This window comes from Kocuria oxytropis, from assembly GCF_040981195.1.
GTDB lineage: Bacteria > Actinomycetota > Actinomycetes > Actinomycetales > Micrococcaceae > Kocuria > Kocuria oxytropis.
The window spans coordinates 204346-216436 of the sequence record NZ_JAVFXA010000004.1 but is presented as its reverse complement, the minus strand read 5'-3'; the positions used below and the strand labels follow the sequence as shown (position 1 = coordinate 216436).

Below are 12091 nucleotides of genomic sequence, written 5' to 3'. Positions count from 1 at the left end.
CCCCCAGGAGGAAGTGCTGTGCTGGACCCCACCTCGCTGTACCTGAGCAACCCCGCTCTGCTCGAGGACGCCCGGGTTCGTGGCCTGCCGCTGATCGTCGCCCTGTCCGGCTACGCGGAGGCGGGGCACGTGGCCGTGCAGATCGAGCACACCCTCACGGAGGCCCTGCCGCACGAGGTCGTGGCCCGCTTCGACCTCGATCAGCTCTACGACTACCGGGCCCGCCGCCCGCACGTGACGTTCCGGGAGGACCACTTCGAGGGCTTCCAGACCCCCGAGCTGTCCCTGCGGCTGGTCACCGACGGACTGGGCCGCAGCTTCGCGCTGCTGACGGGCCCCGAGCCGGACCTGCAGTGGAACCGGTTCACGGAGGCCGTCGTGGGGCTGGCCCGGCGGATGGACGTGTCCCTCGTGGCGATCGTCTCCGGGATCCCCATGCCCGTCCCGCACACCCGCCCGTTCATCGTCTCGGTGCACGGGAACCGGGCCGACCTGCTGCCCGCCGAGCACGCCTGGAAGCCGGTCGTGGAGATGAGCTCCTCGGCCGCCCAGCTCCTCGAGATCCGGCTGGGCGAGGCGGGGATCGACAACATCGGCTTCACCGTCCACGTCCCGCAGTACCTGGCCGAGGCGCACCTGCCGCACGCCGCCGTGGCCGCCCTCGAGCACATCAGCGCGGTGACCTCGCTGAACCTGCCCTCGGACGAGCTGCGCGAGGCGGCCCGCGAGATCGAGCAGCAGATCGACCAGCAGGTCGGCGCCTCCCCCGAGGTGCAGGCGGTCGTGGCCGGTCTGGAACAGCGCTACGATGACGTCGTCGACGCCTCGGTGCCGCGCTCCCTGCTCGTCGGGGACGAGTCGGAGCTCCCCGACGCCGACGAGATCGGTGCCGCGGCCGAGGCCTTCCTCGCCGCCCAGGAGGACGAGCAGGACTGAGCCCGCCCGGCGCGGCCGGCCCGGCCCCGTCCCGGCCGGCGCCGCCGTCCCGGTCCCCGGCCCGGGCCCGTCCCCCGAGAGCGAAGTGCATGCCGTCCGACCGGTCCCGAGCCCCTGAGCCCGGCAAGGACTCCCGCCGCGCGTACCTGGTCTTCGCGATCGGCACCTTCGCCTACTTCAGCGCCGTGGCCCAGCGCACGAGCTTCGGCGTCGCGTCCGTGGACGCGGCCGAGCGGTTCGGCACCGCGGCCTCGGCGCTGTCGATGTTCTCGCTGATGCAGGTCCTCGTCTACGCGGCGCTGCAGATCCCCGTGGGCGTGCTCGTGGACCGCTTCGGCTCCCGCGTGATGGTCGCCGCGGGGGCCGTGCTCATGACGGCGGGCCAGGTCCTGCTGGCCCTGGCCGACTCGGTGGGCGAGGGGGTCGCCGGTCGCGTGCTCGTGGGCGCGGGGGACGCGGCCACGTTCGTGTGCGTCATGCGTCTGATCCCCGCCTGGTTCTCCGCGCTGCGCGTCCCGCCGCTGACCCAGTTCCTGGGCGTGGTCGGCAACCTCGGCCAGCTCGTCTCCGTCATCCCCTTCGCCTGGCTGCTCGAGCTGACCGGCTGGTTCCCGTCCTTCACGGCCCTGGCCTCCCTGGCCCTGCTCTCCGCGGTGCTCACCGCGGCGCTGCTGCGCAACGCGCCCCCCGGGACGGACGTCCTGAACCGGGAGCTGGGCCTGCGGCGCACCGGCCGGGTGATCCGGCAGAGCGTGTCCGAGCCCGGGACCCGGCTCGGCTTCTGGGTGCACTTCACCACCCAGTTCGCGGGCAACACGTTCGTGCTCATGTGGGGCTACCCCTACCTCCAGTACGCCCAGGGCCTGTCCGACACCACGGTCTCCGTCGTGATGACCTCCTTCGTACTGACCAACCTGGCCGTCGCCCTCGGCCTGGGCGGGCTCACCGCCCGCCGCCCGCACCGCCGCGTGCGGCTGTCCCTGGTCGTCACGGCCGTCATCTTCTCGGCGTGGACGGTGCTGCTGGTCTGGCCGGGGACGGCGCCCGTCCCGGTCGTGCTGACCGCCGCGTGCGTCATCGCGATCAGCATGCCGGCGTCCATGATCGCCTTCGACATCGCCCGCAGCTTCAACCCGGCGCGCCGCTCGGGCACGGCCACGGGCATCGTCAACGTGGGCGGGTTCACCGCCTCGGTGCTGGCCATCTTCCTCACGGGCTTCGTCCTCGACGTGCTGCACGCCGCGGGGTTCCGGGAGGACCTCTACGCCCCCGACGCCTTCCGGATCGCGATCGCCGCGCAGTACCTGATCGCCGCCGGGGGCGCCGCGGGCGTGCTGGCCACGGCCCGGCGCGTGCGCCGGCGGCACGGGCCCGACGCCGCCTGAGGCGCACCGCTCCGGAGCCGCCCCGTCGGCACTGCACCGGCGCGGGACCCCGGGCGCTGCGGCGCCCGCGGTCCACAGCGCGAGCGGTGCCGGGTCGCCGCCGCGCCGCGAGGGCCCACGCTGGGCCCATGAGACAGCGTCCCGTCCGAGATCCCTTCGTCCCCGTCGTCCGCTGCGCGGCCGACCTGCTCGCGGTCGTGCCCCACACCCTCGGCTACTGGCCCACCGACTCCGTCGTCCTGTTCGCCGCCGGGGGCCGCACGGCAGGGGCCTGCGTGCGCGTGGACCTGCCGGCCGGCACGGACGACGACCGCCTCCGGCAGGGCTACGTCGGGGAGCTCGCCGAGCTCGTCGGCCACGACACCCTGAGCGACCGGGTGTTCGTGATCGTCTACACGTCCTCCTCCGCCGGGGACCCGCCGGCCTCGGAGGACGTGGCGGGGGCGCTCGAGCTCGTGGCGGAGGCCGCGCGGCGGGCCGGCCGCGCGGTGGCGGGGCGCTGGGTGGTGGCCGGCGACCGCTGGTGGCCGGCCGAGGGCCCGGCCGACGTCCAGGACGTGGCCGCCATCGAGCACAGCGCCGTCAACGCCGCGCTCGTGGCCTCGGGCAGCTCCTACGCGCCGGCCCCGCGCCTGGCCATGGAGCACGAGTACGGGGCGCTGCCCGCCGGCACCGTGCGGGCCACCCGGGGCGCCGCGGCCCGCTGGGCGCGGGCGGGGGCCTGGCACCACCTCGAGCGCCTCGGGCCCGTGCTGTCCGTCTGGGCGGAGGTCCTCGCCACGGTCCGGGACTCGCCGGCGGATCCGGTGCCGGCCGTGCTCGGCCACGAGGACGACGTGCTCGGCCTCCTGGCCGCGAGCGTCACGGACCCCGTGCTCGCCGACCTGCTCCTCGTGGCGTGCGCCACCGACGACCTCCGCGGCACTCTGGCGGCCGCCGCGATGTGGGCCGAGCTGTGCGACGACGTCGACGACGCGGAGGCGACGGCCGAGGGCGTCCCGCTCGGGCCCACCCGCGCGCCGGTGCCCCCGGGTCTGCCTCCGGTGCCCCCGGCGGCACCGTCCGACGGACCCGGCGCAGCATCCGGGCATACCGTGCCGCCCGCGGCCGATGCCGGGGAGTTCGTCCGGCTCTCGCGCGTGCTCGCCGGCGAGTGGCCCCAGGCCCCGCACTGGGGGACCCTGGACGCCCTCTACCAGGTGCTGCAGGTGCTCGACTGGCTGCTGGAGCCGGGCACCGGTCCCTCCCCGGGGGCCGCCCGGAAACACGCACCGGACCCCGCGTCCGGCCCCTCGTCGGACCCGGCCGAGGAGGCGCGGGGGCGCACGGTGCTCTCCGGCGTGCTCGTCGAACTGGCCCAGCTCAACCGCTTCCGGGCGCGCGGCTCCCACACCGCGCACTTCGTGCGCCGGGCCACGGACCTGGTCCCCGGCCATCTGCCGGCGCTGCGCGTGCTGCGCCTGGCCGAGGCCCGGCCGGTGCCGCTGTGGGCCCGGGACAGGGCCACCGCCTGGCACGGCTGAGCCGTCGATTCCGGGCTTTTCCGGGTCCGTGCCCCGGGGCGGGAACAAATCCGGGGCACCTGTCGTTCCGGCTCTCAGGACCCTTCAAGCCCGCCGCGCCGGACACTGCCCGGAGCACGGACTTGACAGGGTCATAGGCGTGTTGCCCCGAGGGCGGGCGCCGTGACCGCTCAACGAAAGGCTCTCAGTGTCACCTGCCGCCAGCAAGAAGACGACGGACACCGCCGCCGAGGCCCCGGACACCGGGGACGCTCGGTCGCCGTCCGGCACCACGGGCGCGTCGCCGCGGGCGAAGACCGCCGCTGCGAAGTCGACCGCTGCGAAGAAGACCGTGGCCGCGAAGAAGACCACGGCGACGAAGTCCACGGCGACGAAGTCCACGGCCGCGCGGCCCGGCGCCTCCCGGAGCGCGGCCACGGCCGCCCCGACGAAGTCCACGGCCGGCAAGTCGGCCGCGACCCGGACCGCCGCGAGCAAGGCGCCCGCCGCCCCGAAGGCCACGGGCCGCCAGAAGTCCGCGGCCCCCGCCACCGAGGACGCCCCGGACGTCACCGGGGTGGCCGATGAGGACGTCGTCGTCACCGACGACACCGACATCGACGCCTCCCTGACCGACGAGGCCGGGGTGGTCGAGCCCGAGACGGCCGAGGACGAGGACGTCGAGGAGGCCGCGCCGGAGGACCCTGCCGCCGCGCCCGCGGCCAAGGACGAGAAGACCTCCGGCTTCGTGATCACCGCGAACGACGACGACGACGCCCCCGCGCAGCAGGTCGTCTCCGCCGGGGCCACCGCCGACCCGGTCAAGGACTACCTCAAGCAGATCGGCAAGGTCGCGCTGCTGAACGCCGAGCAGGAGGTGGACCTGGCGCTGCGGATCGAGGCGGGACTGTACGCCGAGCACAAGCTCGCCGACGGGAAGGACTCCCTGGACCCGCAGACCCGCAAGGAGCTGCGCTGGGTCATCCACGACGGCAAGCGGGCCAAGAACCACCTGCTCGAGGCCAACCTGCGCCTGGTCGTCTCGCTGGCCAAGCGGTACACCGGTCGCGGCATGCTGTTCCTGGACCTCATCCAGGAGGGCAACCTCGGTCTGATCCGCGCGGTCGAGAAGTTCGACTACACCAAGGGCTTCAAGTTCTCCACGTACGCCACGTGGTGGATCCGCCAGGCCATCACCCGCGCCATGGCGGACCAGGCCCGCACCATCCGCATCCCGGTGCACATGGTCGAGGTCATCAACAAGCTCGCCCGCGTCCAGCGCCAGATGCTCCAGGACCTGGGCCGGGAGCCCACCCCGGAGGAGCTCGCCAACGAGCTCGACATGACGCCCGAAAAGGTCGTCGAGGTCCAGAAGTACGGCCGGGAGCCGATCTCCCTGCACACCCCGCTGGGCGAGGACGGGGACTCGGAGTTCGGCGACCTCATCGAGGACTCGGAGGCGGTGGTCCCCGCGGACGCCGTGAGCTTCACGCTCCTGCAGGAGCAGCTCCACTCGGTCCTGGACACCCTCTCCGAGCGGGAGGCCGGGGTCGTGGCGATGCGCTTCGGCCTGACCGACGGCCAGCCCAAGACCCTCGACGAGATCGGCAAGGTCTACGGCGTGACCCGTGAGCGCATCCGGCAGATAGAGTCCAAGACGATGTCCAAGCTGCGCCACCCGTCCCGCTCCCAGGTGCTGCGCGACTACCTGGACTGACGCCCGGCCGCACCGCGGACCCCGTGCCCGGACACCGTCCGGGCACGGGGTCCGTTCGTCCCGCCCGTGACCCGGTCCCCGCGCGGTGGTCCGCCCAGGTGGCGGTCCCGGCCGAGCCGTTGCCGGGCCGCGGTGGCCGGACATGCAGGAGGGCCCCGGCACGTGCCGGGGCCCTCCTGCATCGACGGCCCGTCGCGGGCGATCGAGCGCCCGTCGCGGACGTGCGGGGGTCAGGAACCGATGCGCTCGGTCTCGTCCTGCCAGGTGGCGGCCAGCGGCCGCAGCTTCTGCTCGTTCTTGCGCGCGTGGTGCGCGCAGAAGAGCAGCTCACCGCCCGTCGACTCGAGGATCACTCGGACGTAGGCCTGGGCGCCGCACGCGTCGCAGCGGTCGGTCGCATTGAGTTCTCGGCTCTCCAATGTTGCGTTCACGGGATCCTCCTCCTGTGTCGTACGCGGTGCACGGGGCACGGGGCCGCCGGTGCGGGTACCCGGGCTCTCGTGGACGCATCGGGGTACTGATCTATACAACCACGCCTGTCGGACATTCGATTCCGGCCGGGACCGATTTTCGCCCCGGGCGTAGGTCCCGGCGCCGGGCGGGGGACCGGCGTCCGGCGCCGCCGTGTCGGCCGCCCCGACTACAGTGGTGGGGAATCCCGCCGTCCCCCAGGAGTCGTATCCCCGTGACACCGTCCCGTTCCGAGTACAACGCCCACCACCTCTCCGTCCTCGAGGGCCTCGAAGCCGTCCGGAAGCGGCCGGGCATGTACATCGGCTCCACCGACTCCCGCGGCCTCATGCACTGCATGTGGGAGATCATCGACAACTCCGTGGACGAAGCGCTCGCCGGTTTCGGCCACCAGATCACGGTGGTCCTGCACGCGGACGGGGCCGTGGAGGTGCACGACGACGGCCGGGGCATCCCCATCGACCTCGAGCCGCGCACCGGGCTGACCGGCGTGGAGGTCGTCTTCACGAAGCTGCACGCGGGCGGGAAGTTCGGCGGCGGCTCCTACAGCGCGTCCGGGGGACTGCACGGCGTGGGCGCCTCCGTGGTCAACGCGCTCTCCGCCCGCCTGGACGTCCAGGTGGACCGCGGCGGCAAGACCTACCAGATGTCCTTCCGCCACGGGGAGCCGGGGCGCTTCGTGGACCAGGGCCGGCCGTCGCCGCACGCCCGCTTCGAGCCGTTCGTGGAGGGCTCGGTGCTCGACGTCGTCGGCAAGGCCAAGCGCGGGGTCACGGGCACCCGGATCCGGTACTGGGCCGACGAGCAGATCTTCACGGCGGACGCCCGGTTCAGCTACGAGGAGCTCGCCAAGCGTGCCCGCCAGACCTCGTTCCTGATCCCGGGGCTGCGGATCACCGTGCGCGACCAGCGCGGCCTGCCCGGCACACCGGGGGAGTTCGGCACCCACGAGGAGGTGTTCCAGCACGACGGCGGGATCTCCGAGTTCGTGGAGTACCTCGCCGCGGACAGCTCGGTCACCGACGTGTGGCGCTTCCAGGGGGAGGGCCGGTTCACCGAGAACGTGCCGGTCCTCGACGAGAACGGCCGCTCGAAGCTCACGGCGCTGGACCGCACGTGCGAGGTCGACGTCGCCCTGCGCTGGGGCATCGGCTACGACACGTCCGTGCGCTCGTTCGTGAACATCATCGCCACGCCCAAGGGCGGCACCCACCTGGCCGGTTTCGAGGCGGCCCTGCTGAAGACGTTCCGGAAGCAGATCGAGGCGAACGCACGCAAGCTCAAGGCCGGCAGCGACAAGGTGGAGAAGGACGACGTCCTCGCGGGCCTCACGGCCGTGCTCACGGTGCGGCTGGCGGAGCCGCAGTTCGAGGGCCAGACCAAGGAGGTCCTGGGCACCCCGGCCGTGCGCCAGATCGTGAGCCGGGTGGTCGAGAAGGAGCTGACCGCCAAGCTCTCGTCCACCGGCCGCCACGACAAGCAGCAGGCCGGGCAGCTGCTGGAGAAGGTCGTGGCGGAGATGAAGTCGCGGATCTCCGCGCGGGTGCACAAGGAGACCCAGCGGCGCAAGAACGCCCTCGAGACCTCCTCGATGCCGGCCAAGCTCGTCGAGTGCCGCTCGAACGACGTGGAGCGCTCGGAGCTGTTCATCGTGGAGGGCGACTCCGCCCTCGGCACGGCACGGCTGGCCCGGTCCTCGAACTACCAGGCCCTGCTGCCGATCCGCGGCAAGATCCTCAACGTGCAGAAGGCGTCCATCACGGACATGCTCGCGAACACGGAGTGCGCCGCGCTCATCCAGGTCATCGGGGCGGGTTCGGGGCGCACCTTCGACCTCGCCGCGGCCCGCTACGGCAAGGTCATCATGATGACGGACGCCGACGTCGACGGCGCGCACATCCGGACCCTGCTGCTCACGCTGTTCTACCGCTACATGCGTCCCCTCGTGGAGGCCGGCCGGGTCTACGCGGCGGTGCCGCCGCTGCACCGGGTGGAGATCGTCAACGCGGGCGGCAAGGCCAACGAGATGGTCTACACGTACTCCGAGCGCGAGCTCGCGGACCTGCTCGCCCGGCTCGAGGCGGAGGGACGGCGCTACAAGGAGCCCATCCAGCGCTACAAGGGACTGGGCGAGATGGACGCGGACCAGCTCGCGGAGACCACCATGGACGTCCGGCACCGGATGCTGCGCCGGATCCGCGTCGAGGACGCCGAGGCGGCCGAGCACGCGTTCTCCCTGCTCATGGGTTCCGAGGTGGCCCCCCGCAAGGACTTCATCATCGAGGGCGCCACGCAGCTCGACCAGGAGCGCATCGACGCCTGAGTCCTGATTCCGGGATGGATTCCGGGACGCGTGCCGGAGGGCGGTCCGGCCGGGCCGCCGGCCCGGCCACTACGCTGGGCAGGGACGAGCCGACCCCGCCCAGGAAGGACCCCGCATGACCGCCACCGGCCAGCACACCCCGCCCCCCGCACCCGGCCGGCCCCGGCCGGTCACGGTCACCGTGACCGGCGCCGCCGGCCAGATCGGCTACGCCACCGTCTTCCGGGCCGCGGCGGGGGACCTCCTGGGGCCCGGCACCCCCGTCCGGCTGCACCTGCTGGAGCTGCCGCAGGCGCGGCGGGCCGCGGAGGGCACCGCCCTCGAGCTGCAGGACGGGGCGTTCCCGCTGCTCGACGGGGTGGAGGTCTTCGAGGACGCGGACGCGGCCTTCGAGGGCGCCTCGGTGGGACTGCTCATCGGGGCCAGGCCCCGCTCCCAGGGGATGGAGCGCGCGGACCTGCTCGAGGCCAACGCGGGGATCTTCTCGGTCCAGGGCCGTGCGGCCAACCGCGGGGCCGCCGAGGACTTCCGGGCCGTCGTGGTCGGCAATCCCGCCAACACGAACGCGTACATCGCGGCCTCCCACGCCCCGGACGTGCCGCGCGAGCGGTTCACCGCCCTGACCCGGCTCGACCACCACCGCGCCGTCGCCCAGCTGGCCGCGGCCACCGGGGCGCGCGTCGACGAGATCGAGGGGGTGGCGATCTGGGGCAACCACTCCGCGAGCCAGTACCCCGACCTGACCCACGCCACGGTCGGGGGCCGGCCCGCCCTCGAGGTGCTGGCCGGGCAGGGGCAGGGACCGGACTGGGTGGACGGCTCCTTCATCCCCCGGGTCGCCCGCCGCGGCGCGGAGATCATCGACGTGCGCGGCGGCTCCTCCGTGGCCTCGGCGGCGCACGCCGCCCTGTGCCACGTCCGGGACTGGGCGCTGGGCACCCCGGCGGGCGCGTGGACCTCCATGGCGGTGCCCTCCGACGGCTCCTACGGCGTGCCGGAGGGGCTCGTCAGCTCCTTCCCGGTCGTCTGCCGGGACGGGCGCGCGACGGTCGTCCCGGGTCTGGAGCTCGACGAGTTCTCGCGCACCCGCATCGACCGCTCGGTCCGGGAGCTCGAGGAGGAGCGGGAGGCCGTGGCGCAGCTGGGACTGCTCGGGCCCCGCCGCTGAGGCTCAGCCGTAGGCGGGGCCCACGGCGTCGATCACCTGGTCGGTGGGCACCCCGGAGCCGTCCCGGCGGCCGTGCTCGGTGGGCAGGGCCCGGGCCACGCCCGAGGCGGAGACCGCCTTGGCGGGCCCGTGACCCGCCCAGGCCAGGGCCAGTCCGGTCTCCCCCTTGAGGAAGCGGTGCGCGCGCACCCCGCCGGTGGCCCGTCCCTTGGGCGGGTACTCCGAGAAGGGGGTGACCTTCACCGAGTACTGCGACATGCCCGGCAGCACCTCCTCCGCGCGCGCCAGGGTCACCACCACGGGGGTCTCGTCCGCGGCGCGCACGGCCCCGAAGAACGCCACGGCGTCCCCGGGGACCAGCTTGATCCCCGCCACGCCGCCGGCCGTGCGTCCCTGGGGCCGCACGGACCCGGCCTCGAAGTGCAGCAGCTTGCCCTCGCGGGTCACGAACACCAGCGAGTCCTCGGCGGCGGACTCGGCGAGACCGACCACCTCGTCGCCGTCCTTGAGCGTGATCACCTCCCACTCCTCCCGGTTGAGCGGGTACTCCGGGCTGACGCGCTTGACCACCCCGTTGCGCGTGCCCAGGGCCAGCACCGCGTTCAGCGGAGCGAGCCCCACGAGCCGCTCCCCGCGGCCGAGGGTCAGGAAGTCCTTGACCGGGACGCCGTCGCCCAGCTTCGGGGTGCCCTCGAAGGCGGTCAGGACGGGCACGTCCATCACCTGGACGCGCAGCATGCGCCCGGTCGAGGTGACCGCCCCGATCTCCCCCCGGGCGGTGGCGCGCACCGCGGAGGCGAGGGCGTCGTGCTTGATCCGCCGCGGCGGGTCCACCAGCGGGGCCTGGGAGGGCGTGCGGGCGAGCTGGCCGGAGGTGGAGAGGAAGACCCAGCACGGGTCGTCGGCGATCTCGAGCGACAGCCCGCCCGCCGCGGCCTTCCCGGGTGCGGGCGCCGCCGCGGCGATCGCGGCCGGGAGGGCCTCCGACTCGAGCAGCTCGGTGCGCCGGTCGTCGCCGTGGACCTCGGCGATCTCCGCGAGCTCCGCGGAGACCAGCGCCCGCAGCCGGGAGTCCGAGGCGAGGATCTCCTCGAGCTCGGCGATCTCCCGGCGCAGCTCCTCCTGCTCCTTCTCGAGCTCGATCCGCGAGTACTTGGTCAGCTGGCGCAGCCGCAGCTCGAGGATGTGGTCGGCCTGCACGCGGCTGAGGTCGTACACGGCCATGAGCCGCTCCCGGGCCACCGCGGTCTCGTCGGACGAGCGGATGATCTGGATGACCTCGTCGATGTCGACGATGGCCACGAGCAGGCCCTCGACCAGGTGCAGGCGGTCGCGCCGTCTGCCGAGGCGGAATCCGGTGCGCCGCCGGACCACCGACAGCCGGTGCTCCACGTAGACCCGCAGCAGCTCGAGCAGGCCCATGGTGCGGGGCCGCCCGTCCACCAGCGCCACGTTGTTGATCCCGAAGGAGTCCTCCATGGGCGTGTGCTTGTACAGCTGCTGGAGCACGGCCTGCGGGTTGAAGCCGTTCTTGACCTCGATCACGAGCCGCAGGCCGTTCTTGCGGTCGGTGAGGTCCACGACGTCGGAGACGCCCTGCAGCTTCTTGGCCTGCACCGCCTCCTTGATCTTCTCGGTGACCTTCTCCGGGCCCACCATGTAGGGCAGCTGCGTGACCACGATGCCCTGCTTGCGCGGGGAGACCTGCTCCACGGAGACCTTCGCCCGGGTCTTGAAGGAGCCCCGCCCGGTCCGGTACGCGTCCCGGATCCCGTCCAGGCCCACGATCCGCCCGCCCGAGGGCAGGTCCGGGCCGGGGACGAAGCGCATGAGGTCCTCGAGCGTGGCCTCGGGGTGCTCCACGAGGTGGCGGGCGCCCGCCACGACCTCCCGCAGGTTGTGCGGGGCCATGTTCGTGGCCATGCCCACCGCGATGCCGGAGGAGCCGTTGACCAGCAGGTTGGGGAACGCCGCGGGCAGCACGCCCGGCTGGGTGAACTGGTTGTCGTAGTTGGGCACGAAGTCGACGACGTCCTCGTCGAGGTCGGCCGTGAGCGCCAGCGCGGCGGGGGCCATCCGCGCCTCCGTGTAGCGGGAGGCGGCCGGCCCGTCGTCGAGGGAGCCGAAGTTGCCGTGCCCGTCCACCAGCGGCAGGCGCATCGCGAAGGACTGGGCGAGGCGCACCATGGCGTCGTAGATCGCGGAGTCGCCGTGGGGATGCAGCTTGCCCATCACCTCGCCCACCACGCGGGCGCTCTTGACGTGGCCGCGGTCGGGGCGCAGGCCCATCTGGTTCATCATGAACAGGATGCGGCGCTGCACGGGCTTGAGCCCGTCCCGGGCGTCGGGCAGGGCCCGGGAGTAGATCACGGAGTACGAGTACTCCAGGAAGCTCGTCTCCATCTCGGAGGTCACGTCGATGTCGACGATGTTCTCCCGGAAGTCGGCGGGCAGCTCGTCCTCGGCGGACGGGCGGGAGGGCGCACGGCGGCGTGCCATCACAGCGGGGGGTCCTTCGGTCGTGGGCGGGTCGGGGCCGGTCCCGGCGTCTCGGTGTCCGAGGTCGCCGGGGGACGCACCGGTGTGCAC

Annotated in this window: 8 protein-coding genes; 6 read left to right on the top strand and 2 right to left on the bottom strand. The window is 73.4% G+C overall.

From position 1 onward, the window contains the following. Positions 1-18 precede the first annotated feature (18 nt). The 4 genes from QYM41_RS06225 to QYM41_RS06210 all read left to right on the top strand — a co-directional run bounded on the left by QYM41_RS06225 (position 19) and on the right by QYM41_RS06210 (position 5540). A complete protein-coding gene (locus QYM41_RS06225) occupies positions 19-936 on the top strand; it encodes a proteasome assembly chaperone family protein (protein ID WP_368798871.1) in 918 nt (305 codons plus the stop codon). Positions 937-1025: 89 nt separating this feature from the next. Next, positions 1026-2321 carry an MFS transporter gene (locus QYM41_RS06220; protein WP_368798870.1) on the top strand — a complete coding sequence of 432 codons (1296 nt, stop codon included), beginning with the start codon at positions 1026-1028 and terminating at the stop codon, positions 2319-2321. Positions 2322-2449: 128 nt separating this feature from the next. Beyond that, positions 2450-3844 carry a DUF4192 family protein gene (locus tag QYM41_RS06215; protein ID WP_368798869.1) on the top strand — a complete coding sequence of 465 codons (1395 nt, stop codon included), beginning with the start codon at positions 2450-2452 and terminating at the stop codon, positions 3842-3844. A 187-nt stretch (positions 3845-4031) separates the two neighbouring features. Then, the gene (locus tag QYM41_RS06210) at positions 4032-5540 is read left to right on the top strand and encodes an RNA polymerase sigma factor (RefSeq protein ID WP_368798868.1); all 1509 of its coding nucleotides are present in this window, start codon (positions 4032-4034) and stop codon (positions 5538-5540) included. 230 nt (positions 5541-5770) lie between these two features. Here QYM41_RS06210 and QYM41_RS06205 read toward each other — a convergent pair whose 3' ends face one another. Then, the gene (locus tag QYM41_RS06205; RefSeq protein WP_017834164.1) at positions 5771-5971 is read right to left on the bottom strand and encodes a DUF7455 domain-containing protein; all 201 of its coding nucleotides are present in this window, start codon (positions 5969-5971) and stop codon (positions 5771-5773) included. Positions 5972-6225: 254 nt separating this feature from the next. On the opposite strand from QYM41_RS06205, the gene QYM41_RS06200 reads away from it, so the two are divergent. Then, on the top strand, positions 6226-8334 hold the full coding sequence (locus tag QYM41_RS06200) for a DNA gyrase/topoisomerase IV subunit B (RefSeq protein WP_368798867.1): 2109 nt from the start codon (positions 6226-6228) through the stop codon (positions 8332-8334). A gap of 115 nt (positions 8335-8449) precedes the next feature. After that, positions 8450-9502 carry a malate dehydrogenase gene (locus QYM41_RS06195; RefSeq protein WP_368798866.1) on the top strand — a complete coding sequence of 351 codons (1053 nt, stop codon included), beginning with the start codon at positions 8450-8452 and terminating at the stop codon, positions 9500-9502. A 3-nt stretch (positions 9503-9505) separates the two neighbouring features. Here QYM41_RS06195 and QYM41_RS06190 read toward each other — a convergent pair whose 3' ends face one another. Beyond that, a complete protein-coding gene (locus tag QYM41_RS06190) occupies positions 9506-12001 on the bottom strand; it encodes a DNA gyrase/topoisomerase IV subunit A (RefSeq protein WP_368798865.1) in 2496 nt (831 codons plus the stop codon). Positions 12002-12091 lie beyond the last annotated feature (90 nt).

What these genes read in the sequence shown, in the direction of transcription:
- QYM41_RS06195 (WP_368798866.1), top strand. Translation starts at nt 8,450, where the DNA reads ATGACCGCCACCGGCCAGCACACCCCGCCCCCCGCACCCGGCCGGCCC.
- QYM41_RS06215 (WP_368798869.1), top strand. Translation starts at nt 2,450, where the DNA reads ATGAGACAGCGTCCCGTCCGAGATCCCTTCGTCCCCGTCGTCCGCTGC.
- QYM41_RS06190 (WP_368798865.1), bottom strand. Translation starts at nt 12,001, where the DNA reads ATGGCACGCCGCCGTGCGCCCTCCCGCCCGTCCGCCGAGGACGAGCTG.
- QYM41_RS06220 (WP_368798870.1), top strand. Translation starts at nt 1,026, where the DNA reads ATGCCGTCCGACCGGTCCCGAGCCCCTGAGCCCGGCAAGGACTCCCGC.